We start from the raw sequence: 23,123 nt of genomic DNA, 5'->3' as shown, positions 1-23,123 counted from the left end.
GCCGCCTGTAATGAGATCAGGTTTTAGATTGCTCATTAATTTTGCTACCCAACTTTCAATAGCATGAACACCCGTAAATAGACAAAGTTTTGTCCAGGAGCTTTTGACAATGCAGTGTAAAAAAGGTAAGCCCTATGCCACACTGAGAAGCTATTTTCAATTCATCAAACTCACTATAAATTATAGCAATTGTGGATGGAGGCACAACATTTCCCAATATTTCTTTTCTATTTTTTTCTGATAGTATTTTTTATCTAGAAACGGCTGTGATGACGATGAACGCTTCACTCGCTTAAGCCACTCTAGATCTAGCGGGTTCTTTATAAGCTCCAATCGATTGCTAGCTATGGTCGTCTCCTCTTTATTGCCAATAGCTACACCCCTGCCTACAAAGAATCCGGCCAACAGGAGGGTAACTCGGACTGCCGTTGATCTTGTATGAAAAATAACTTCACCGGGATCTTCTTTACTTAAGATTTTCCTTAACCTCTTCCAATGTTTCATTTGCCACAAAGAGCAATCTTGAGGAGGTGAGTAAAGGTCGTACATGATTAGTCTTGGGCTACTTAATATTGGGTCATTCCTTTCTGTTTGCCATTCAACCCATTTAGCAAAATCGCCTTTTTTAATCACCCAATTGAAATTGCCCCATGGACTCTTAAAACTGTATAGCCCCGACTCAATGAATTCATTCCAGACAATGTCTTTCGTCGACATAGGTCCACTTAAATAACCAAAATTGATCGGGTTTTTTTTGTGCTCTGAAACTGCTAATTTGAGAGGTTCTAGATCATTGTCAAAACTCAAGAGATTGAGATGACCCTTTTTTGAATCCTCCCAGGCAGCAACAACTGCTAGGGCATTGCCAGCTGCACCCAAACCTACATCCCAGGCGGTTATTTGCTGATCATGCATAAATTTATGCCTAAGATTTGTTTGTCTAATGTACAATAATTCCGCCTCTTTTTCTGCACCTAAGACTGGGTGAAAGACTTCATTAACCTCACGAGAATAAAGAGTCATCACCCCATTGGCCAAAAACGTTGTAGAGTAATTCATAGAACAGTTAGTCTGCATGGCACCTTTTTGATGAGATCTTCCGATTTACACACTTGCTTTTCACATATAAAACGTTCATATTATAAATAGAATAAATTACAGGATTATGTATATCTCTAAGTTGTATTTACCTCTGATACTTTTAGCATTCGCTACGCCTGTATGCTTAAATGCATACGAAATAAGCCTTAAGAAATCTATAGTGACTCCGCCTGCTCATGAGAATGAACTGTATATGGAGACATTTGTGCGCTATAAAAACGATATTAACAATGCGGTGGCTAAAACTTGGCGAGAGGAGGTTACAAAGCATCGTGGAAGCTTAAAGCCCGGCGTTGTGGCCTTTCGCTATTTTATTAATCCTTATGGTAGGATTTCACTTATCGAGCAAGATAGGGGTGATAAGGACTCTCTTCTGACACTTCTTTCTTACCGCTCTATTGTTTTATTAGATAAAACACCCCTTACTTTCCCAGAGAATATGCGTAAGGAACTGCCGGGAGGATTTTTCCATTCCGTTGCCTTCCGTATCGACCCGTTTGACGCCAGATAATATTATATTCTAATCTAAGGCTATGGTAGCTTATACATGGGCGCAAGACTTCAAACAATTGTATGATAAAGCCTTAGGTCTTTATACAAATGGGAATAGGGATTGCACCACATACTTCAATGAGAAAGAAATTTCTTTTTTAAATGATATTGGTTGTAACGCCCAAGAATTATATGATTTTGTAGAGGATTGGTGTTGTTACAGCGAACCGGATTATGGCACCACTCTCTTGATAACATCTATACGCAGATCCTACTTTCGTAAGATCTTATGTGGCAAATTGTCCTCTAAAGTAGCAGATATTTCTAAACTTCCCTCTAAAACCGAGGCTTATGGTGGTGTAGTATGGTTACCAAGAGTTATTGAAAAAGCTAGGATCAAACTAGAGGGTGAAATGCATCCGGATCTCATGTATGGATGCGGCGGTGATCGAAAATTTTTCAAAGATAACCATATAGATCCAGCCGATTTCCTTCAGTTGGTCTGGGACACCAATGGAGACAAAGACCTAATCCTCAAGTCCATCAAGCATTAGTTCTTCAATGCACTCAGTGCTTTAAGAGTAGGCTTGGCAATCGGTGGTAGCTTAAGATTGCTAGTGCTCTTCAGAGACGCTTTTATAGAACCGCCGTCCGCTTTTTCAAACAATCTCTGCATGGACTCCATACTAAATGGCTTGCTAAAGAAATTGATGTGTGGATATTCTTCAATGAGTTCCGCTTTTTCCTCTACTTGCATTCCGCTTAGGATTACAACTCCCATCTTTTTGATCTCTTGCTCATCATGCCCTGCCATGGAGAAAATTCTTCTTAAAGTCTCAACGCCGTTCATTCCTGGCATCGAATAATCGATAAAAATCCATTCGGGTAGCGTTTTATCCTCTGAGATACGCATAATAAGTTCTTCTCCACTAGGCAAATAAATCACTTCATTCTGAGCCCTCTTAAGCCTTTGGATCATTCTGGAAATCGCTACCCCAACGATTCGCTCATCATCCACCACATAAATATTACGAGAGTTACGAATGCCCGCATGCCTTTGTAGACGATTGGCTTCTTCAACTATATCATGTTGCGTAACAGCACGCATTGCTCTCTCGTTCTGATTAGCAGGTATTGCTTTGCCCGGTCTTTTGATTTGACCGATCGGGGCTGTCACTTCACCAATCTGTTGAATTGGAAGTGTAATGGTCATGGTAGTCCCTTGACCCCATTTAGAAATAGCTCTTATCTCACCACCTGCATCACGAACTAGGTTCCTAGCACCTGCCAATCCTAGTCCCGAGCCGAGTTGCTTCTTATTCTTTGTTGTAAAGCGCGGAACAAAGATTTGTTCCATATCCTCATCTCGGATACCTGCACCACGATCCGCAACGTAGAGATGGACCCATTTTCTACCCTCTACTTCTACATGGTCTAAATGAATGCGGACGGGGTCAAGGCGGTTTGTCTCTAGAGTGGCCTCTACCGCGTTTTTTATGAGGTTCATGACAGTGTGAGTCATCGCTGAATAACCCATCTCAATGAGAATCTTACTTGAGAGAACAGAGGGCCCGACTAAAATTTCAGGGGCTACGCCTCCGCCTTCAAAACCTTTACGGCACATCCGAACGCATTCAACTACCACGTCGCGCACGTTTAATTCTACCTTCTCCTCTTTGCCAACACCCGTATAGGCTATAAGTCTTCTAGTTAATTCTGCGCCACTTTGACATGCTAGTAAAGCAGTCGAGAGCATTTCCTTTTCTTCGTCATCAAGGAAATCTTGCAATCTCTCTGATGAGTTTAAGAGCTGTAAATTTGCCTGAATAACGGCTAGTGTATTGTTATAATCATGGGCAACACTCGCCATTAGCATCTCGTAGTTTACTGTAGAGGATGCATCCTCATCCAGTCCTAGATGCCTGTTGTTGGCGCACGCTTCGTAGTCTTTAGCGCTCATATTATATGAAGTAGAGTAAGCCAATTCTCCTATGTACAATTTAAGCTATCTTCCACCATAATGATAGTAAAATTACATCTCCGAGCATACTATGCTAATCGTTAAAATCTAATAACTTTAGTCATTATTATCTTAGGTATATCTAACGCTCAATATTTTTAGTAAAAAGAATAAACGGTCGACAATTTGGCAAGAAACTGAGCGTCTTTACCTATACATACAGGCTTTACTGTCTTTGCATCCTTAGGTCCTTGTTCTTTATCCCGTTAGATTTTTATTAATCATGCTTATCTAACTAAACACTCTAATATACTAATCCTTATCCACACTTCAACTGATTAGAATAAACTGGATTGAATCTTTCTAGTGAGCACTTAGGATTTTCTCTATAAATAAAGATATACTGCTTATTCATGGAATAGATGATACCTCTCGCGTATTTCGGAGGATGAGGCTACATCTCGAGGAACATGGCTGGAAAACCCATGCCTTTGATTTAGCGCCACCAGATGGCTCCTTAGGCCTTGAGGAATTAGCCTTACAAGTAGACCGATATGCCAATACGAATCTACCGTCAAAATATCAATTAATTTCGTTCAGCATGGGTGGCCTTGTAAGTAGATATTATTTACAGAGGCTAGGAGGCCTTAAGCGTGTAGATAAATTTATTACCCTAGCAACGCCTCATTACGGAACAATTACAGCTTATGCCCGTTTTAATGAAGCAGCGCGCCAAATGCGTCCAAATAGTCCATTCTTACAAGACTTAAACAGGGATATCACTCAATTACAAGAAATCTCCTTTAGTTCCATTTGGACACCCTTCGATCTTATGATTATCCCAGCGAATAGTAGTCATGTTGCTAGCGCAAATAATTTGCAAGTGCCTGTGTTAATGCATCCATGGATGCTTATCTCCCCCAATTGCTGGAAAGCTATCCATAAAATTTTAAGCTCTTAGTTACCATGCCTAGGAAAGCATCTAGACCACCCTTAGCTCGCATGCTAAGAATCCATGAACAACTGCAAAAAAACATTCACCCGAACTGCCGTAAATTAGGAGCTCTTCTCGAAGTGGCTGCTAAGACAATCCAGAGAGACATCGACTTTATGAGGGACCAGCTGTGTCTTCCCATAGAATATAATCAAAAGAAATTTGGCTATTATTACACGGAGGCTGTAACAAGCTTTCCGACCGTTCAAGTCTCCGAAGGTGAACTTGTAGCCCTCTATGTAGCTCAAAAAGCTATGGCACAATATAGAGGCACCGTATTTGAAAAACCACTGCAGGCTGCATTTCATAAGCTAACAGATGGTTTAAGAGATCAGGTATCTTTTGAACTAGGCCACTGGGATTCTTTTTTCTCATTTCATTCACTTGGAACAACTGTAGCAGACTTGGAGTTATTTGAGCGTCTCAGTACAGCAGTTACTCAGTCAAGAGAGATCTCATTTTTATACAAAAAACTATCCGCTCAGGAGAACGAGTTGCGCCATGTACAGCCATACCACCTGGCTTCTATTGATAATCAGTGGTATCTCTTTGCTTTCGATTTAGATCGATCCGAAATCCGAACTTTCGCATTACCGAGAATCGAGTCTGTTGAATTAGGCTCTCAAACATTTACTATAGCAGAGGATTTCTCGATATCTGAGATGCTCAAGAATAGCTTTGGTGTTTTTTCTGGCCAGCAAACTTACGAAGTTCGCATAGCTTTCGATTCATGGGCTTCCAGATTGATTCAAGAAAGGCTTTGGCATCCCTCCCAAAATATAATTTCTCTAGCTGACAACAGCCTTGAATTAACTCTTACTATCAATAGCTTGCCCGAGATAGAGCGCTGGATTCTAAGTTGGGGTCCTCATGCCAAAGTCCTAGAGCCAAAGGAGCTAAAAGACTCTATCCTAAAGAGCCTATCTAACATGCAGAATCTTTACCCTTGAGTCGCTTACTTTAGAAATCACCATCTGCCAAGCAGTTCGTATCTTGTATAATATACAGATTGTGATTGATCCTGTATTGATTTTTTGTCTTTCCTTTTTTGCGAAGCTAAAAGTGAATTGAGTCCCTTTTATGAATTATTACAATGTGTCAATCCGTAACAATCCATCTCTCTATTAGAACATATTAGACTAGAAAAATTCTCTATACAGATGATGCGATGTCTTGCCAAAGAGCCATAACTAAGTTGAGGGGGCAGTATGGTGCCTATGTCACAGCATCTAGTTCAGGAACTTCCGCTCTAGAGCTCCTTAAAGGTAATTCCTACAATTTGATTATCTCAGACATTGTGATGGAGGACATGAATGGCTGGGAGCTATATGCGATTTTACGTCAGGATTTAGGCATTATCGAAGCACCTATTTTATTCTATTCGGCACTAGTAGATGAACTACAAGCTAGCTTTCTCGATGATGGGCCTGAGGAGAATAGCATGATCGTCTCCCAAAAATCTGGTGCCCTAATCATACTGGATAATTCAACAAAACCACCAGAGCGTTGTAGCACATCGGGGCCAAATTGCTCGGTCGAACTGTAAGCGTTTGAAGTAGTTCGCTTATAACTAAACAAGGTCTGCTAGTTTTTTACCTGGATTACTCTTTCTAAGATTAGCCAACTGACTATTAACAAGGGGGACTACCGATCCTTCTAGATAACTAAAAGCTGACTCTAGCCCTTCTCGTTCATATACCAAGCCAATCTCCGCCTCAACTTTTGTAGGTTCCCCTAGGGATGACAGGAACCGATTTGAGGTCATGCGAATAAAAATTTTATTTCTAAGCTCCTGGTGCTTGAAATCTTTATGCTCCAACAACCAGATTCTAGAAAAGAGAGCTAAAACGGCATCTCCAATCCAAGCCTTTTCGCGCATTCTGGCTTCATCCAAAGCACCTAAATCTGATTTTGACACACCAAATCTTTAGCAAACTAGTGCCTCTATGCAGAGTGAAAAAGATCTAAAGGAGTTGGATATTTTGATAAATGCTTAGGCTTGCTCAGCTCTCGGTGCTAGCGGAATAAGAGACATGACTGAATTAATAAATACATCATCTTCAAAAGGTTTTACTAGATACATCCATGTACCGGCTTCAAAGGCCCTTTCTTGACTTTTAGCACCTTCTTCTGAAGTCATCATGATCACCGGAATAGCTGCCGTCTCAGAGGTTTGCTTTAGTTTTTCTAGCGTTTCATAGCCATTCATTATGGGCATATTAACATCTAGAACAATGAGATCGGGGATCTCTTGTCTAGCTTTAATAAAGCCCTCCATTCCGTTCGGCGCAGTCAACACTTCGACATCAAAATTCTTTAGCGCTTTGGTGACTACCCTGTGCACAATTTTTGAGTCATCTATACTAAGAACTTTCATATTTAGCTACGGAGTGCTTCAGTTTTGAAATCGGCCTTGATCAAAAAAACTTTATATCTGGCTCCATATTTTATTGAAAAGTCGACTGAATGGCTAGGATGCAACTTGGCGATATGAACCCATGCTGGGTAAGTTGAGTTAAAGATCCCATAAGAACCTTCATAACCTTTTGTAAATCAAGGGGTTAACATCTAACAAGGGATAAGCATTATCTAAGTATTTACAGATTTTTTGAAGAAAAATCTGAGAAAGTATTAAGATCATAGGAAGATACGTCGATTTTAACTATGACTTTGGTCAATCTGAGGTTAGAAATTATGTCTAAGGCAAGCGTTAAAGATCTTAAACCTGGGATGAAATTAGCCAAAGAAGTTCGCGATGCTTCTGACGCATTATTGATACCTGATGGCGCTGAGCTAACGGAAAAACACATAGAAGTATTAATTAATCGCGACATTTCTGCTGTTGAGATTGAAGGAGGTCTTGCGAATATCAGGGATCAGTGTGAACCGGAGCTCATAACAAAAGTTGAGCAGGAGTTGATAACGAATTTAATAGGAAACTTAGAAGACGATACCACGCTTAAAACAATCGTTGATAAATGCGTGGATCAAACACTCAAAAAACGAATCCAAGATAATTAGAACCTTCCTATCACCATGAGTGAACAAGTAAGCCCGCTAGAAAAATTAGCGGAAACCGTCCCCTCGCTGCCAGACGTGGTTACAGTGCTAGATCGTGAGCTCAAGAAACCAGACTGCTCTCCATCATCAGTGGAATGTGTTATTAACACAGATGGTGCACTCTCCGCGCGTTTATTAAAAATTGCCAACAGTTCCTTCTATGGATTTGCCTCACGCATTGAAACTATCTCGCAGGCTCTAACTATGATTGGCTTAGCACAACTTCGTGATTTAGTAGTAAGTGCTTCCGTCATGCGTATTTTTCAAGGTATCAATATAAAGGGATTTAGCATGGAGTCATACTGGAGGCACAGTGTTGCCACCGGTATATGTGCACGTCAGATTGCTACTCAGCGAGGTGAAACGAATCTTGAACCTTATTTTGTTACTGGCCTCCTACATGATATAGGTAGACTTGTAGTCTTTAAAAACCTACCTGCAAAGTCAGACCAAGCTATCAAGCTAGCTGAGACAAAGAGGATATCTGTAATAGAAGCTGAAAATGAAATTTTTCGCTTCAATCATGCAGATCTTGCTTGTCGGATCATGAAAAACTGGAAACTGCCGCCAAGAATTTATGACGTCGTAGAAAACCACCATAAACCTACGCAAACTTCTGGGTTCTACACTGAAACTATCATTCTCCACGTAGCTGATCTCATTACCAATTTAATGAAGATTGGTGACAGCGGTGAGGTTATTATCAATGCTGCCATACCTAAAGATGCAGTGATTTTTAAAGACTTGGACTTTGAGCTAACGCAGTTGATAGAAGAAGTGGAGCACCTAAGCCGCGAAGCTTGCGACAATTTTCTCATTTAGTTTATTCGGTTTTAGACTAAGCTTTAAATCTCTTTATCTGAGTTTTAGCCAGTGCTACTAGGTCCAGGTCCATTCTCGTAATCCAAGCTTCTAATAAGAGGAGTATTAATACCACAGACAAAAGAAAAATAGTCAGGTCTTTATCAACCATTCTGCCCTCTCTTTTCCAAGCATCCGAAAGATCCAGCCTCATCTGCCCTCCGCTTAATCTTGAAATCTCTTCCAATTCCTGCAAGCGACTTTTGTTTCGTGCCCATTCTGCATTTTCTCCATTTGTGATAGGACCAAAGGGAATTTGAATCTCATTCATTTGCACCACTCCTCTAAGTCGCTCTCCCGCAGAAATTTTTTTCCTAGCTTGATAATGACCGGGCTTCATTTTCTCCCATAGCAATTTCTCCACAGTCTTCGTAGAGCCTAAGGAAATAAGAATTTGAGGTGTATTTTCTGCTAGGGTTTCAGTCCAATTATTTGAATGGTAAAAATTAATCTCTAGTTCGTTGCCAAACAGTTGAGTATCAACAAAAAGACCAGATGGAATATCTGCCCCTTTTAACCACCTTATTGTGGTGCGAATAAAATCGGCATAGCCACTCCACTGCCTGACTTCCTCGGAATACTCCCCACCCAAAGGGAAAGTAACAGCTGCCACTTTTCCTGCACCACGTTGCCAAAATGCTATCAGGGGTGCTCGATATGAATCGCCACTCACCACTGCGGCAGTAGCATCCGATTTAAGATAACTTAAGTTATAACCATTCACTTGCTCTGGCCCATCAAGGTTACTGCTTGCTATTTGAGACCAGCCTGGAGTTGCTAGCCAAGGCACTTCTTGATCTATGAATGCTGACCTAGCCACTGTTACGGTCTCTTGTGCGAATAAGGCAGGTAAGTCTACCGGATTTTCGTTAAAGAAAATTCTACCACCACTTCGTTTCGCGATGTCTTTTAAAAATTCAGCATCTCTATCTGTTTCCTTACCTAGTCCGATCACGCTTATCTTTGCCCCTTCCATTTTCATTTCTGTTAACAGGGATTTGTATTCAGCTCGTTGTTCAGCATCTTGGGCATCTGCAAAAAGAATCATATGTCTTTGGCCTACTTCCGCTTTCTTAAGCTGTTCCCAGCCTGCCTTGATACCATTATAGACGTAGATCCCACCGCCGCCCGGGTTAATTTTACGCACAGTCTGGATAAGCTTCTCTTTTTGACCTAGTAAAGGCATTTGCCTAATGATTTCATGAGGCTTTTGATCAACCGCCAAAACGGAAATACTATCTAAATCTCCTAGTAACCCAATGGTCCTTGCTGCACCCTCATTGGCCAAGCCCATCTTTGTAGTCTGTTCAGAACCAGATGCGACAGAAGCAGACATACTTCCAGAACGGTCCAAAACTAGAGACATGGCCACAGCCAGTTGGCGATGTTCTTTACGCAACTCCATTGAAACAGGTATCAGTCCATCAATTTTTGATGAAAAGTATCCCCCTGAACCGAAACTATACTTGCCGCCACCCATCATTAGTCCCCCACCTTGAGATTTTACAAAGAAGTTTAGTCCTTCCATAAATTCACTTGATACCCTGTTGACTGCTACATTATTTATAACAACAACCTTAACTCCAGATAATGCACTAACATCCAAAATTTCTGGTCTAGTGACCACCCTAACATTGAAACCTTTCGCCTTTAGTATCTTAGCCAAAGGGTCATTCTCATAACTTGTCAAAAGTAATACCGAGTACTCGCCTCCAACCTCCACCCACTGTTCCGCACGATTGTTTTCGCTAAGCGCATCTCCTTCACTATCTAGCTCTATTGTATACTTGTACGCTCCTGTGTTGGCTAACCTATCTGTTAATCGTATCCTACCGACACCCTCCTCTACAGTGGTTTGCCCTTCGTATACTATCTGTTCACCTAATCTTACTTGAAATTTACGCTCTCCATTAGGCATTCCCATCACCTTGGCTTCTAACATGAAAGCTTGCCCAGGCTGAACTCTTGCGGGCAAACGAAACGCACCCACCTGATAATCCATCCAAGTATCCGTCTCTATGAGACGGTAATCTAAAGCAATTCGCTGTTGCTTTAGATTCTGTAGCACCCCGACCATCTGCTCAGTTGTATAACCGTCTGTGAGCAACAACAATCGGTTGAAACGCCTTTCATCTACCCGAGATAACACCGTTTGAATTGCCAGGCCCGTTCTCGTTTCCGTGCTATTATTATTGAAGGGTTCTGTTTCTTGTTCTAAAAACCGGACATCAGCAGCATAATCTACAAAATGTAAGCGGTCTCCCACTTTTTGTTGATCACTAAGAATAGCTTTCCACTCTTTAAAACTTTCTTGAACCGTAGCTTTTACCGAATCAGAACGGTCTATCAAAACCCATAAATCCATATCATCCGATTTAGAACCAAAACGGAGCTCTCCCAATGACAGGATACCTAATAGAAGGATAGCAGCACGCAGTGGACTATGCAGCTTAAGAAAAGGCCAACGCCATGCCGCAAGCATGCAAATCAATATTAAAATTAACCACTGTGGTTCACCTAAATAAGGCTTCATAAATTCTTATTTGCCTTACTTAAGCTATAGCTAGATTGGAAATACCAACTTAAAACTAATCCTGCCAGTATGATAACGATCCACCAGGCTTCCCAGGGATCCGGTTTGGAGCTACTTTTTTGCAAAGCTCTCATTTCATTTTCTAGATCCGAATATGACTCTGCTTTTCTTAAGTCGGCTTCCAATGGTTCCTCAAATTGCACGGCTGCACGCAATATTTCTTGCCCTTCTAGTTCAATACTCAGCCTTGAGGGCTTGCCGGAAGCCGCCATTTGCCGTGCCTGCCTCGTAGTTAGAACTTTATGGCTAACGTTTTCTGCAAACTCGGTTTTCGCCACTATCGAACTTCCGTCCGGTATCTCTTCTAGCGAGAGGATTTCATTGGTTTTAAGAATACGGCGATGATACGCTACTTTCCCTTCCGCAACCTCTAGAAAGTATCTATGTAATAGTATTAAGAAGGCAGGTAATCTATCCGCATTAGAGTGTTCAAAATCGAAATTAAACATCAGTTGAGGTTTTCCTTTTTTGCTTCCAAGAAAAATCAAGGGCTTATCTTTTTGCCATAGAAGCACTTGATCTTCTTCCCCCATTTGAAAGCTCATAGGCCCAGAGCTCAGTAGTCCTTGCCAACTCACTCCCCTTGTAAATGGATGTGTCTCCTGGATAATAGGGGCCGGCTCCCTCGAGCCGGCTTTATTGCGCGGTGTTCTAAAGATAATATTAGCCCGGGGTTCTTTACCATCCATGCCCAAGACAAAGCCAGTCAAGCTAGTGGCTAGAATAACATCCGCCTCATTCTCATTAGCAACAAGCTGAAGGTAACTATTACTAGTGATAAGCTTATCGAGAACTCTCTTCATTTTTCCTTTTACATCAATATATAGATTCAAAGTTTTATCCAAAGGTCTCAATATTGGCATGGTATTATCTAGTGGAAAGTCATCCTCAGCCAAGTGAATCGTCCATTCCGTAATGTCTTTGGGCACTAGACCTTTCAAAACAACCGCTTGATTAGGCTCTAGCTGTAATAAATTTTCATCTTTGGTCTCTAAGTCACTTTCTATCCACCATATTCTTTCTGCGGGCATAGTGCCCCAATTCTTAACAAGCGCTGTCCACTCTGTAGAATTTATATTTTTTCTTATGTTTGAGCCCACAAAACCAACTTGATTGATTGGGCTGCCGACACCCACCCCAACAACACCCGCAGGCAAGGTCGCTCTATGGTCTGTAAAAAATATGACTACTCCATTATCTCCTTTTCTCTGTAGAGCAATTTCGAGAGCTTTTGAAGAATCATGCATCCCCCATATTGGTTCCCACTCTTGCAGTAAATTCAAGAGTTCTGATTGATTTTGCCCTCTATACAAAAGACCCCGTTGACTGGCACTTTCCATCAGTAACCAATTTGTGGAAGCACTTACCGATTGAAAAAAATCTGCTATCCCACTAACTTGTTTCAGGAGTTTTTGCTTATATGGCCACATAGATGCACTACTATCCAAGACAATAATAACATCTGACTCGCTTCGCTTTTGCACCCATCTAGGTTCTAGTAATAACCATGTAAGTAGTAATACTGCTAAAAGCTGCAGCCAGAGTGGCCAAGAATTTCTCAATTGCTCAATGACACTTCCTCTAAAACTTTGAGGGGGTGTGTGTTCAAATAGAAACAAAGTGCTCGTGATCACTCTTTTTGTAGGTTGCTGTAAAAAATGAATCAAGACGACCAACGGCAACCCTAATAGGCCCAGCCACCCCCATGGATTAGAAAAGAGTAGAGAAGTCATCAATGATGTATGCTACTATTTATAAAGCTAAGTCTAGACAGCCTTCCGTGAGAGCTTCATCCCTCAAGGCACTCTGCAAAGTCCCTTTTGCAGACACACGCGCCATCCTTATATTACGTTTACTACATGCCTCTCTCCAGAGACCAAAATGCTTATAATACCTTTGCTTATAACCTTCTATCGTTTGTTTCTGAATTCTTTGTTTCTTTAGCACCCCTGTTTCACAATTCTCAAATTCTATATTCCCAGTCCATTTAGGAAATACTTCATCCACGGAAAATGGAACCAACACTAGGCCAAGACTATTAGAGCTAAAAACAGGAAGGCGGCCTAAATGCCCAGTGCCTTGCATCTGATAAAGTAAATCTGAGACCAGCACTCTAAATCCACTTTTGTTCCAAGTAATAGCCTTTACTTCTATTTTACTCTCGTTTTCTCTGAACCAATTAAATGACCATTGGTGTGTTGAAAGTGATTTCAAGTCTACCTCCTCTAACTTGGCAGACCTCAGTATGCGCAAACGTACACTTGCACCCGCCTTCCAAGCGTTTTCTAGACAGAAATAAAGAAGTTCTATGCTCCTCCTCTCCTTCTCTTTATCAATGGCCATTGATGCAGATCCATCGAAAACAATATCTACCTGTGGTCTGATTTCCTGCTCATAGACTTTCATGACATAGTCACCCGTCCGACCATATATCTGCCAATTTATATGCCTGGGGTCATCTCCTGGTGAATATACATGGTGATCTCTAAAGTCTATGGAGCTGCCAGCTTCATTTCCTTTCCACATGCCACCTAATCCCCTCCATATAAATTGGCCAAAGGGAAGCTCCATAGCACTCACCGCCTGTCTAGCCGATTGATGGCAAGCTATAAGTAAGTCCTTGGATAAAGTGGCCATTCGGTTACGTCGTTATTATGATTTTCTAAAAACAATATTTTCCTCTTTATCGAGTCTACGGAGATATCGCCTCGCACCCCATACAAGCACCCATATGACAACGAATCCATAGGCAATAGATGCGGGAAAGAAAATATCCACTAGGTCGCTGCTATTGTTCTGTAACAAAGCTAACGCGGCCGAAGAGGGCATAAAGACCAAAGGGTACAGTGCCTGATTGTCTTTTGTGATAGCAGTAATTGCCGCAACAAACGAAAAGAGCAAAATCCCGCTAATATGGAAACCTATATGCCAAAGTAGCGGGCGCTGAGGTTTCCAACGAGCTATGGTTGTTAGCGCCTTGGGTAACAATAATGCTACAGCAAAAAAAAGGAGTGCACTTGTTGCTAGCATATTATCACGAAGGCCCTTGGAGCTATCATCATATAAAAAAATAATTCCAATAAATGGTATCAGCGAGATCACGACATATAGCACACAACTCGGCCATACCGGGTACAAAACCTTACCTAGCAACTTACCAAACAGACCCATCTTCTTAAAATCTCTCACTTGGGCATGTACAATTTTTTCACTTTTAGTCATTCCCTCAATTACCACATATCCCCATAACGCTAAACATAGTGTCATCTGAGTTACGAGCGCCTCCTTTGCCATGCCTGTCGATACTATCATTATTGTTGGCAACAAAGCCCCTAGGACGACTATACGTTTCCATTTTGTATAGTTTTCCGCTGAAGCGGATATTGTCTCACATCCGACCAATAAACCGAATATAACGAGTAAAGACCAGTCCCATAGACATAAAGATAGAATAGATATCCACTCTCCTGTAGTCATCACAATACTGCCTCTCAGAAGAGTAAATAGAGAGCTAGAGCTAGTCGAAAATATCAATATAGAAAAAACTCCTAAGCCTTTAACCCATGTAGGGAAATTAGATAAGGCAATACCTGCAGCACTTAGTAACAAAGAGCCCAGAAATAGCATAAAAACGCTCCATAGATCCTCTAAAAGATTAACATCACCCAGAAAATACCTTATCACCCCATAAGGGATAACGGAGATAATCACTAAAAGAATTTGCCCTACAATTGAGGACCACTTACCCAAAACAATTCTCCATGTTCCCAAGTTGCTAAGTTGCATCAATTCAAGTGTGTTAGCTTTTCTTTCCGAGCTAAGAGAGTTGATTGCCTTAAGAGGCATGACCAACATCAAATGCATACCCAAAAGAAACCAAAAGAAGCCATCCGTATCCTTAATTTGAAACTCTTCAGGATCACTAGCATATTCTAGAGATGCCAAAATAATAGATCCCGCCATGAACAGCTGTAGTAACAAGAAACCAACAATGAACCATCTAGCCCTCAAGGCCTGCCTTAATTCTTTGACGACAATAGGGCTTAATATGTCAGGAAAGTCATGATCTACATCTAGCCAGGCTTTTATCACGACTCCTTATCCTCAGCCATGGTAGATCTTTTTAAAATATCAACGAAAGCATCTTCCAGTCTTCTCTCTACAATTTTTAATTCATATACCCGTATGCCTTCATTCACCATTCTTCTCAGCTCGCCTGCTAAGTCATGGTCGTCTTGCGATTCATAAGATGCTCTTACTCGGTTTTTGCTTTCCCCTAATTTCTTCCAGCCCTTGTTTACTTGTAGCCATTCTGACAATTTTTTGGCTTCATTGGTAGTCGCTATTTCTACCTCAATATTTGTTTCATTATTACGTTTTAACGACTCCGCTGATCCATGGTGCACAATTTCACCCTTTTCAATAAAGAGCATCTCATCACACATTTCTCCTAGCTCGGATAGTATATGAGAACTGATAAATATCGTTTTGTTTTGATCTGCCAATAAGCGGACTAGATTTTTAAATTCAATCCTAGCTTTAGGGTCTAAGCCTGCTGCAGGCTCATCTAAAATTAAAACTTGTGGATCATGAATAAGTGTTCGGCCTAGGCATAAACGTTGGCCCATGCCTTTAGAGAGGCCATTCATGGGCCTTTCCGCAAGACCAGTTAAATCAGCAAATTGCATGACCTCATCTATTCTCTTTCTTCTCTCACATCCGTTATATCCATGCGCTCTAGCATGAAAATCTAGATAATCGAGCACAGTTGTATGCTCATATACACCAAATGCATCAGGCATCCATCCTAGCAATCTTCTTATTTCTTGCGGGTCATCTGTAACATTATAGCCTGCTATTTTTACAACCCCGCTATCTGGCATATCTAAGGTGGCCATTACACGCATGGTTGTAGTCTTACCAGCCCCGTTAGCACCTATAAATCCTACCACTTGTCCTGCTTTTATAGAGAATGAAATTTCGTTTACTGCTAACACTTCTTCGAAGGACCGCACAAGGCTTGCTACTTCAATGATAGAACCCTTTGTCCCACTGTCACAATTCATCTTCTACCCATTCTCCCAGATAAATTATCCTGTCATCTTGCCAGTCTATAGAATCAAGCGTTGACAATGGGATCTCTTCATTAGCTTTAGCAAGTGCGTAAAAGTAGCCCTTTTTATGTCGTACACCATTCAAGTAAGCACGCATTCTCAGGCTGGCATCATCAATAGCATCTGCCCACCAATTTTGATAAGCTACCGCATCCTGCTTCTCTAACTCTACCCACTGTCCTCTTGATAATTTCTTACAGTGCCAATATTCGTCATCCTCATCAATAATCCATACATCCTCTAGTTCTAGATCTAACCTGGAAATTACCTCTCTAATCTCTAACTCAGCGTACTTTTTGGAACGTGTAGATAATCTAGCTCTTGTTGGTTGAAATTGTTGGATAATATGTCTTTGAGTCTTCCTGCTGGAAAACCAATCACCCTCTAAGAATTGAGCAGATCTTTGGTAAAAGTCCTGATCCGATTTCCAATATTTTTTCTTTAGTGCCATCATCTGCGTTTCTGGATCCACCTCAAATGATCTACTCAGTAGCAATGAAGTTCGACTAACTTGCTCTTGGACAATCCAGTGTAAAGGCCTATCGGGCAACAAAGCAACCAGCGTAAAACGCCTACCAAATCCCCCTGTGCCTTCAGAAATAAGTATAACTAGTGTTATAATTAACCCTCCAGCTAAGGAGATCAAAGGAATGGTTAGAAAGAGCCTTACACGTCTCCTATTTGGTGCAATCACCCATATATTAAATGGTCCTATCAGCAAACCAAATAAAACAACAAATGCAACGACAAACCAAATCGATATGCCAGGAGCTCGAACCAAATCTAGCAAATTCCAACCTTCATGATAATCGTCTGCGACTGGCACATAAACTTCTGAGTCCATGTCGAGTATGGCATCCTTTATCCAGTTTGCTTTATTTACTAATTCAACTTCAACTAACCTAATCTCGCCGAAACCTACACCTTTACGGTCCTCTACCGGTCCAACCCCATCTAAGTATAATTCTTTCGTATTTATTTCTACATAGGCTATCCCACCTGTCCAAACCCAGTCTAAAATGGTGCTTCTTTGTGCATTAGATAACTTCATCCAATCGCTTTGGTAAAGCCATAAACTCTGGACTCCCATCCATATTCTAGGATCAGCAGGTAATTGTTCGAGGTCCACCACTTGTGCATCAAGCCATCTTTTCTTGCCTTTAAATAAAGTTTTTCTAGGGGGTATAGGTTCGTAGTCTTCGTGATAAGAATATGTCTCAGAGTTACTCTTAATCGCTTCCTCTACTTGGCTATGATACAGGCTACCAAACTTTCTGGACATGAGTAAAAATTGTGTTCTCTCATCTGAATGGTAGGTAATATTTAACTCTCCATCAGGTATATAAGCCCTGTTGATTACTCCATAACCACTGACCCTGTATTCTAGCCTAGCATTATTGTCTCTATTGAGTGTCGCTAAAGGCACATATGCGTAGCGCTGTCTTATCTTAGATGCCTCAACATTGACATTAATCAAATAGTCACTACGACCTTGCGAACTAGAGCTCGTAAAATGAAATAACCAATCTCGTGCCCTATCACTTTTGTTTTCTAAGATTATTCGTATAGGCAAAAAACCTACACGAGGCACCTGATCATAGGCACTCTCAACACGAATGCTAATACCACTCCCCTTTCTTATATCAGGTGACGTGAAGGCATAATCAAAGCCATAAACATTAGCTACCTCATAAAACAGTGCCAAGAGCGCGCCTGCCAGAGACATTCTGGACAAGATCCTAATCACTATTTTACCTTTGCGGATTCAAGTGTATTGGGTAACTCTGCGTCAAGCACATCAATATCTTTTATGATTTGATTAATTATCGCATGGGATGTATAGCCTTCTAATTTGGCTGTATAGTCTAGCAGCACCCTGTGCCCAAGCACAGGCAGAGCCATCGCTCTGACATCTTCAAAACTAGCGTTCATACGACCTTTTATCAAAGCCCTAGCTTTAGATGTAGCAGCTAGAGCTATAGCAGCTCGCGGACTAGCTCCGTACTGAATTTTAGTAGAGGCTTCACACTCTCCTGAATGAGTCGCATTAACTATTTTGGCCATATAATTTGCTACAACATCGGGTAAGTAGATCTCATGACAAAGATTTATGAGTCCTTCTAGTTCTTGCTTTGTCAGGACAGAATTAATTTTCGGATCCGTCCCTATTTCTCGGTTCAAAATTATTTTCTGTAAAACATCAACTGAATTTCTTTGCACCTCAATCTTTATCAAAAACCTATCTAGTTGTGCTTCAGGCAGAGGGTAGGTACCCTCAAGTTCAATCGGATTTTGCGTTGCCAAAACAAAAAAAGGTTTAGGCAACGCATGCGTTTCCCCCAAGACTGTGACAAAACTTTCTTGCATCGCCTCGAGCAAGGCAGCCTGTGTTTTAGGCGAAGCTCGGTTTATCTCATCTGCAAGCACCAAGTTGGTAAATAGGGGACCAGGCTGAAAAACAAAATGCCTCTCTCCTTTAGACTCTTTTAAAATTGGATTACCTGTGATATCCCCTGGCAACAAATCCGGTGTAAATTGAATTCTCCTAGAATCTAAGTCTACACATTTTGCTAGCGCCTTAACTAGTGCTGTTTTTCCTAAACCAGGAAGTCCTTCCAATAGAAGATGTCCTCTTGCTAGGATGCCTATGATCACCATTTCAATGAGTGTTTGTTGGCCATAGAGCACTTCATTTAACTCTTTCTTTAGCCTGTTCAGCTTTTCCGTGGCCCCCTGCAGATCTTCTTCTGTTAGATTATTACTTGCCATTTTTTATTGAAAGTAACCCTTAACCAAGGCCTGCTCCTTCGGCTTTAGCCTGTCGATCCAAACAGACTCTCCCCCTCCACCTACATTATTGACTTCACCACCCAATGCTGCAGTTTTTCCTTGCTCCTTTACGTCATGAGCGTCTTTAGAAGTTCCTAGCATTCTGCCCATGGCAGCCCTTTTGGCATCCTTATTCGATATAGATTCAATACCTTGACTACCCAAGTCACTTTGACGCGGATTTAAAGTTAAAGGAACACTTCCCGGTCCACGATTTATACCTCCCTGTGTTTCCTCTAAACCCATACTTTGATTCTTAGCCGTTTGGAAATGATTAACACCATTTTGAGAGGATTGACACTTTTGACAGGCTTGGCTCATATGATGCAATTGCTTCTGCAAGTCGTCCATTTCCTGCTGTGTTAATGAATCTAATCCTTCCTGACTCATGTTTTTAAGTTTTTCCATTAGGCTTCGATTTAGAGGTAAGTCCCCTTGGTCGAGCCCATCGATAGCACTTTGTAGCTGGTTATTTAAACTTGATTCGCCTTCTCTACTGCCGTACCCGGCTCTCTGACCTTTGAGAATATTCTGAAGTTTCGAAAAATTTTTTTGTATCTCGGAAATCGAACTGGCCAATTCCCCTTCTAGCTTATCCACAGCCTCCAAAGACCCGTGCCGATACCATTCCTCGGAATCCTTATTAGACAGTGTTCCGATTTGCTTCTTTAGACGCTCCATGGCTGTTTCTTCAACTACCTCGGCCTTTTCTAATATCTCTGACCACTTTTCTATATGCTCTAGTTCCGGAGGCTTACCGACAATTTTTCCCCCTTTAGCTTCCGCACTGTGTATAGGAACCCAGCAACTCAGCACCAGTATAAGACCTGCTCCAAGTGCGTAAGGAATTATGTTTATCCACTTCCATCTGTAGAGCTGGCTAAAGCTTTCATCACCTAGAGGCTCAGGCCAATTACCCACCCCTCTACTAGCACATGTCATTTGATTATTAAGACCTAATCTATCTTCTAAAAAAATAGTTGTCTGATCTTTATTATAGAATTTTTTATATGCTACTGCAAAGCTACCCAGTAGCCCTAATAACAGAAGACTGCAGACACTCACATAGACTATTTGCCCATCAATTCCGTGGTTTCTTAATAATAAGATTATAGGGCAAAAGACTATAGAGCTTATAAAGAGAATCCAAAGCGATTCTTGTAGAAAAAAACCAAAGTTAACTTTCCACATCATTTGCCTTACAAGGCGTGCCCAATAAAACTCACTCATTCAAAACCATATTTACATAGATTGTGCAATAATGCGATTCATTATTCTCAGGCAGTGGCCCTAGATCACTTTATAGAATACTTATTTAAATTTGCTATTGGCCAGGTATGCTAAGTACCTGATTATTTGTTTTATGAGGAGAGCAGTTTCTTTAAAGACTGAAGCATTTGGTCCGGACCTGTAGATTTGGATAATATCTTAGATCTTTCATCAGGGCCCTTATTAAGGTAGTTTGCCTGGGCTTGCGTTACTAGGCCCGTTACAAAAAGCACTGGGATGTCTTCTGTATCTCTCTCTCTGGACGTAAATGATTCAATACATCCCATCCGTCTATATCCAGCATCATGACATCAGGTAATTAGATCAAAATTGTGTTCTCTGGCCATACGAAGGCTCAGCACGCCATTTTTTGCCGTATCCACTTTTGCACCAAATCGGATCAACGCTTGCTTAAGACCTCCTCTGACGAGAGGTTCGTCATCTACTACTAACAGGAATTTACCTCATAGGAATGAAATCTTAGCTGGCTTTCATGTGCTGGTTTGCTTTAATTGCCATGGTTTCCGTATGTCATCCGTCAATTATGGGCCTGCGCAAGATTCTGTAAAACGAGCATGCACCCAATCGTCCTACTTTTAGTTTCCAATTACAAAAATACATTTTTTTCTCTGGGCGTAAGTACTGATGGAAGACGGGTCGGCTCAAAATGCTATTGTGGATCGGTTTATTAAGATTTTTATGTAGTGGATATGACATCAAATCTTTGGGCGATTAGGCAATAATGCGCTTTATTTTCTAATGCCAAATTCTGGTTACTACATCACAATAAATAAACTTCCCGCGAGCTTGCACTACATCCCTGTGCTTACGCACGGGGTATTATCCGCGAATAAAAATGGGCGCCCCATCAAGGAACGCCCACTTTGCGACTTGAGATAAATTCAATTATAGAGAATTTTTAGACTCCAGCAGGTGAGCTAATTAACGTGCTGGTTATTAGCTTGTAGCTGCACTTAGACTATTCGTAATTTCATTGAATATGCTTTCTATTTGACCACCTAAGAGTGTTAGCACGGCAATTACTACAATAGACACAAGTGCCAAAATCAAGGCATACTCTACCAGGGTTTGGCCTTTCTTAGACCTTAGAGTGGTTAAATCAGCCACAATTTTAGAATAGATTTTTGTTAGCATCGTTATCATTCCTTTCGCTTTGTTATTTGGGGTTTAGATTCCTTCATTTAGGAAATTTTTAAGTATTTTGGGAAGCATTAGATAGAGTGTTTATAATTGTGTTTAATACGTTTGCGATCGAGTCGCTAAGTAGAGTCAGTGCACCAATAACTGCTATTGATATGAATGCGATAACCAAAGTATACTCTACTAGAGTCTGTCCAGCTCTCAACTTTCTTACTTTGCTCTTGTCGATCCATCTTTGCTTATTTAGGACATACTTTTTTTCTAGCTTATTTCGCTTCTCATAGCAGATCACATTGATAATTTAGCTCAATGCATGCCAAATAGCGCTTGCAAGCCGTCTTAAGGAGTAAAGTATTAGGAATATCAGGTAAGTTGATTCTTTAGCTTGCCACTAGTGGGTAATTTTTGCCTTTCGCTAGGTAGTTTGTGCTTCCTCTAGTTCAGGCTCGCCGTCTTTTTTTACTCTAGATACTTGAAATGAGAGCAATGCTTCATGCTTTAATTCTTCCAAATGATTTAAATGGAGCTTCATAGCCTTGACCATAAAAATCTCTTGCGTCTCGGTATGTTCATATACGGTAAATGAATCTGTCTCGATCTCTTGTTTTTTTATGTTCTTGAGGATTCTTTTACGCTCCAGAAATGCTGCAAGAATGTATGCGGCTCTAAGATCGGCCGGCAATTCACTCTTGATTAATTTCCTCAACTGATCCTCCGCATTTCTGCTTTGCACAGGCTCATCTTTACTTTCATCCTTATTATTCTTAAAGCAGGACTTCCAAAAAGATATAACTTCCAACTTCGAATCTAATTGCCCCCAAGCCCTGCCTGAGAGATCTCTCCTCTCGATGCCATCGTCTTCGGTTTTAATTAGCAAAGTATAAAAGACCTCTCCATCATCAAATGGTTCTTGAGTCGCTTGGCAACACGATGATCGAGGTTTAATTTTCCATTCCATCTTTAGAGCATCCAAGTTTCTAGGCAAATAACAACCCAAAACTGCTGAAGTTTTAGTTCATTAAGTCCTCTAATTTGGAAGATTATCCACGCGAGCACGCCGACCCAAATAACCACCATGATGCCTTAGCCCATAGTCTTCCTTTGTGATACCCTTTAATTCCATTAAAGTTAGAGCTATAGCATCACTTATTGCTAACATAACGGCAATACTAGCGCTCGGTGCTAAGCCCAAAGGGCAAGGCTCCTGGATGATACCCATATCTAGAACAATATCACTGAGTTCTCTTAGTTTAGAGTCGGGGTGAGATGTTATTCCTATTATGCCGTTCAGCCCTAAGTGCTTGGACAACTCTAACATCTCGATTACCTCTTGAGATTTCCCACTAGTAGAGAAGGCAATCATCACATCTTTATCTTCTACTAATCCCAGATCCCCATGAACCGCTTCACTTGGATGCAAAAAAGTTGCTGGTGTCCCTGTTGAGCATAAAGTAGCCGCAAGCTTTTGAGCGGCAAGTCCTGCCTTACCGATTCCTGTGGTTAAGACCTTGCTCTTGCAGTCCATTAAGAGTCTCACCGAATCCTCAAATGCAGCAGTGACATTAATAGCCTCTATAGCTTTTGCTTCTGCTTGAAGGATTTGCTTTATTCTCGATTGGATATCCATTCCATAACATAGGGAGCATATTGGCGAATTAGGCTTACGGCAGGCTTTATATATTAACCCAT

The 23,123-nt window shown here is 41.1% G+C and carries 22 protein-coding genes; 7 read left to right on the top strand and 15 right to left on the bottom strand.

What is annotated here, in order from left to right:
- Nucleotides 1-180: 180 nt before the first annotated feature.
- Nucleotides 181-1,059 (bottom strand): MnmC family methyltransferase, encoded by an 879-nt coding sequence (locus AAGA18_00600; protein MEM9443825.1) that lies wholly within the window; start codon nucleotides 1,057-1,059, stop codon nucleotides 181-183.
- A 106-nt stretch (nucleotides 1,060-1,165) separates the two neighbouring features.
- Here AAGA18_00600 and AAGA18_00595 point away from each other — a divergent pair, with 106 nt between their 5' ends.
- Nucleotides 1,166-1,612 carry a hypothetical protein gene (locus tag AAGA18_00595; protein MEM9443824.1) on the top strand — a complete coding sequence of 149 codons (447 nt, stop codon included), beginning with the start codon at nucleotides 1,166-1,168 and terminating at the stop codon, nucleotides 1,610-1,612.
- A 22-nt stretch (nucleotides 1,613-1,634) separates the two neighbouring features.
- A complete protein-coding gene (locus AAGA18_00590) occupies nucleotides 1,635-2,147 on the top strand; it encodes a DUF5069 domain-containing protein (protein MEM9443823.1) in 513 nt (170 codons plus the stop codon).
- Here the strand turns inward: AAGA18_00590 and AAGA18_00585 are convergent.
- Nucleotides 2,144-3,553, bottom strand: coding sequence for an ATP-binding protein (locus tag AAGA18_00585; GenBank protein ID MEM9443822.1), 1,410 nt, complete (start codon nucleotides 3,551-3,553; stop codon nucleotides 2,144-2,146). The genes AAGA18_00590 and AAGA18_00585 overlap by 4 nt on opposite strands.
- Before the next feature lie 379 nt (nucleotides 3,554-3,932).
- Here AAGA18_00585 and AAGA18_00580 point away from each other — a divergent pair, with 379 nt between their 5' ends.
- The 3 genes from AAGA18_00580 to AAGA18_00570 all read left to right on the top strand — a co-directional run bounded on the left by AAGA18_00580 (nucleotide 3,933) and on the right by AAGA18_00570 (nucleotide 6,093).
- Nucleotides 3,933-4,514 carry an alpha/beta fold hydrolase gene (locus AAGA18_00580; GenBank protein MEM9443821.1) on the top strand — a complete coding sequence of 194 codons (582 nt, stop codon included), beginning with the start codon at nucleotides 3,933-3,935 and terminating at the stop codon, nucleotides 4,512-4,514.
- Nucleotides 4,515-4,519: 5 nt separating this feature from the next.
- On the top strand, nucleotides 4,520-5,497 hold the full coding sequence (locus tag AAGA18_00575; GenBank protein ID MEM9443820.1) for a WYL domain-containing protein: 978 nt from the start codon (nucleotides 4,520-4,522) through the stop codon (nucleotides 5,495-5,497).
- Nucleotides 5,498-5,694: 197 nt separating this feature from the next.
- Complete coding sequence (locus AAGA18_00570) at nucleotides 5,695-6,093, top strand: response regulator (protein ID MEM9443819.1); 399 nt, start codon at nucleotides 5,695-5,697, stop codon at nucleotides 6,091-6,093.
- A 24-nt stretch (nucleotides 6,094-6,117) separates the two neighbouring features.
- On the opposite strand, the gene AAGA18_00565 is transcribed toward AAGA18_00570, so the two are convergent.
- Together AAGA18_00565 and AAGA18_00560 are read right to left on the bottom strand one after the other, a co-directional pair.
- A complete protein-coding gene (locus tag AAGA18_00565) occupies nucleotides 6,118-6,465 on the bottom strand; it encodes a ribonuclease III domain-containing protein (protein ID MEM9443818.1) in 348 nt (115 codons plus the stop codon).
- A gap of 75 nt (nucleotides 6,466-6,540) precedes the next feature.
- Nucleotides 6,541-6,924: a response regulator gene (locus tag AAGA18_00560; protein MEM9443817.1), complete on the bottom strand. Its 384-nt coding sequence runs from the start codon at nucleotides 6,922-6,924 to the stop codon at nucleotides 6,541-6,543.
- Nucleotides 6,925-7,241: 317 nt separating this feature from the next.
- On the opposite strand from AAGA18_00560, the gene AAGA18_00555 reads away from it, so the two are divergent.
- On the top strand, nucleotides 7,242-7,568 hold the full coding sequence (locus tag AAGA18_00555; protein MEM9443816.1) for a hypothetical protein: 327 nt from the start codon (nucleotides 7,242-7,244) through the stop codon (nucleotides 7,566-7,568).
- Nucleotides 7,569-7,583: 15 nt separating this feature from the next.
- Nucleotides 7,584-8,429: an HDOD domain-containing protein gene (locus tag AAGA18_00550; protein ID MEM9443815.1), complete on the top strand. Its 846-nt coding sequence runs from the start codon at nucleotides 7,584-7,586 to the stop codon at nucleotides 8,427-8,429.
- 16 nt (nucleotides 8,430-8,445) lie between these two features.
- On the opposite strand, the gene AAGA18_00545 is transcribed toward AAGA18_00550, so the two are convergent.
- The 11 genes from AAGA18_00545 to AAGA18_00495 form a co-directional block, all read right to left on the bottom strand.
- Complete coding sequence (locus AAGA18_00545) at nucleotides 8,446-11,001, bottom strand: VWA domain-containing protein (protein MEM9443814.1); 2,556 nt, start codon at nucleotides 10,999-11,001, stop codon at nucleotides 8,446-8,448.
- On the bottom strand, nucleotides 10,998-12,794 hold the full coding sequence (locus AAGA18_00540) for a VWA domain-containing protein (protein MEM9443813.1): 1,797 nt from the start codon (nucleotides 12,792-12,794) through the stop codon (nucleotides 10,998-11,000). The genes AAGA18_00545 and AAGA18_00540 overlap by 4 nt, the downstream gene beginning before the upstream one ends.
- A gap of 19 nt (nucleotides 12,795-12,813) precedes the next feature.
- Nucleotides 12,814-13,698 carry a DUF58 domain-containing protein gene (locus AAGA18_00535; protein ID MEM9443812.1) on the bottom strand — a complete coding sequence of 295 codons (885 nt, stop codon included), beginning with the start codon at nucleotides 13,696-13,698 and terminating at the stop codon, nucleotides 12,814-12,816.
- Nucleotides 13,699-13,713: 15 nt separating this feature from the next.
- Entirely contained in the window at nucleotides 13,714-15,153 is a 1,440-nt protein-coding gene (locus AAGA18_00530; protein ID MEM9443811.1) for a hypothetical protein, read from the bottom strand.
- The gene (locus AAGA18_00525; protein MEM9443810.1) at nucleotides 15,150-16,127 is read right to left on the bottom strand and encodes an ABC transporter ATP-binding protein; all 978 of its coding nucleotides are present in this window, start codon (nucleotides 16,125-16,127) and stop codon (nucleotides 15,150-15,152) included. Before AAGA18_00525 ends, AAGA18_00530 begins: the two co-directional genes overlap by 4 nt.
- On the bottom strand, nucleotides 16,117-17,922 hold the full coding sequence (locus tag AAGA18_00520) for a hypothetical protein (GenBank protein ID MEM9443809.1): 1,806 nt from the start codon (nucleotides 17,920-17,922) through the stop codon (nucleotides 16,117-16,119). The genes AAGA18_00525 and AAGA18_00520 overlap by 11 nt, the downstream gene beginning before the upstream one ends.
- Complete coding sequence (locus tag AAGA18_00515) at nucleotides 17,922-18,944, bottom strand: AAA family ATPase (protein ID MEM9443808.1); 1,023 nt, start codon at nucleotides 18,942-18,944, stop codon at nucleotides 17,922-17,924. Before AAGA18_00515 ends, AAGA18_00520 begins: the two co-directional genes overlap by 1 nt.
- 3 nt (nucleotides 18,945-18,947) lie before the next feature.
- Complete coding sequence (locus AAGA18_00510) at nucleotides 18,948-20,069, bottom strand: hypothetical protein (GenBank protein MEM9443807.1); 1,122 nt, start codon at nucleotides 20,067-20,069, stop codon at nucleotides 18,948-18,950.
- A gap of 1,161 nt (nucleotides 20,070-21,230) precedes the next feature.
- Entirely contained in the window at nucleotides 21,231-21,428 is a 198-nt protein-coding gene (locus AAGA18_00505) for a Flp family type IVb pilin (protein ID MEM9443806.1), read from the bottom strand.
- 421 nt (nucleotides 21,429-21,849) lie between these two features.
- Nucleotides 21,850-22,419: a hypothetical protein gene (locus AAGA18_00500; GenBank protein MEM9443805.1), complete on the bottom strand. Its 570-nt coding sequence runs from the start codon at nucleotides 22,417-22,419 to the stop codon at nucleotides 21,850-21,852.
- Nucleotides 22,420-22,461: 42 nt separating this feature from the next.
- Complete coding sequence (locus AAGA18_00495; GenBank protein ID MEM9443804.1) at nucleotides 22,462-23,061, bottom strand: SIS domain-containing protein; 600 nt, start codon at nucleotides 23,059-23,061, stop codon at nucleotides 22,462-22,464.
- Nucleotides 23,062-23,123 lie beyond the last annotated feature (62 nt).

It is taken from the genome of Verrucomicrobiota bacterium, from assembly GCA_039192515.1.
Taxonomy (GTDB): Bacteria; Verrucomicrobiota; Verrucomicrobiia; order Methylacidiphilales; family JBCCWR01; genus JBCCWR01.
The sequence above is the reverse complement of the archived record's forward strand: the minus strand, read 5'-3'. Positions and strand labels throughout refer to the sequence as shown.

Bases quoted from the DNA above. Each gene is read 5' to 3' on its own strand.
- AAGA18_00525 (MEM9443810.1), bottom strand. From the start codon at position 16,127: ATGAATTGTGACAGTGGGACAAAGGGTTCTATCATTGAAGTAGCAAGC.
- AAGA18_00535 (MEM9443812.1), bottom strand. From the start codon at position 13,698: ATGGCCACTTTATCCAAGGACTTACTTATAGCTTGCCATCAATCGGCT.
- AAGA18_00555 (MEM9443816.1), top strand. From the start codon at position 7,242: ATGTCTAAGGCAAGCGTTAAAGATCTTAAACCTGGGATGAAATTAGCC.
- AAGA18_00560 (MEM9443817.1), bottom strand. From the start codon at position 6,924: ATGAAAGTTCTTAGTATAGATGACTCAAAAATTGTGCACAGGGTAGTC.
- AAGA18_00575 (MEM9443820.1), top strand. From the start codon at position 4,520: ATGCCTAGGAAAGCATCTAGACCACCCTTAGCTCGCATGCTAAGAATC.
- AAGA18_00595 (MEM9443824.1), top strand. From the start codon at position 1,166: ATGTATATCTCTAAGTTGTATTTACCTCTGATACTTTTAGCATTCGCT.
- AAGA18_00585 (MEM9443822.1), bottom strand. From the start codon at position 3,553: ATGAGCGCTAAAGACTACGAAGCGTGCGCCAACAACAGGCATCTAGGA.
- AAGA18_00550 (MEM9443815.1), top strand. From the start codon at position 7,584: ATGAGTGAACAAGTAAGCCCGCTAGAAAAATTAGCGGAAACCGTCCCC.
- AAGA18_00600 (MEM9443825.1), bottom strand. From the start codon at position 1,059: ATGAATTACTCTACAACGTTTTTGGCCAATGGGGTGATGACTCTTTAT.
- AAGA18_00540 (MEM9443813.1), bottom strand. From the start codon at position 12,794: ATGACTTCTCTACTCTTTTCTAATCCATGGGGGTGGCTGGGCCTATTA.
- AAGA18_00495 (MEM9443804.1), bottom strand. From the start codon at position 23,061: ATGGATATCCAATCGAGAATAAAGCAAATCCTTCAAGCAGAAGCAAAA.
- AAGA18_00515 (MEM9443808.1), bottom strand. From the start codon at position 18,944: ATGGCAAGTAATAATCTAACAGAAGAAGATCTGCAGGGGGCCACGGAA.
- AAGA18_00545 (MEM9443814.1), bottom strand. From the start codon at position 11,001: ATGAAGCCTTATTTAGGTGAACCACAGTGGTTAATTTTAATATTGATT.
- AAGA18_00590 (MEM9443823.1), top strand. From the start codon at position 1,635: ATGGTAGCTTATACATGGGCGCAAGACTTCAAACAATTGTATGATAAA.
- AAGA18_00505 (MEM9443806.1), bottom strand. From the start codon at position 21,428: ATGCTAACAAAAATCTATTCTAAAATTGTGGCTGATTTAACCACTCTA.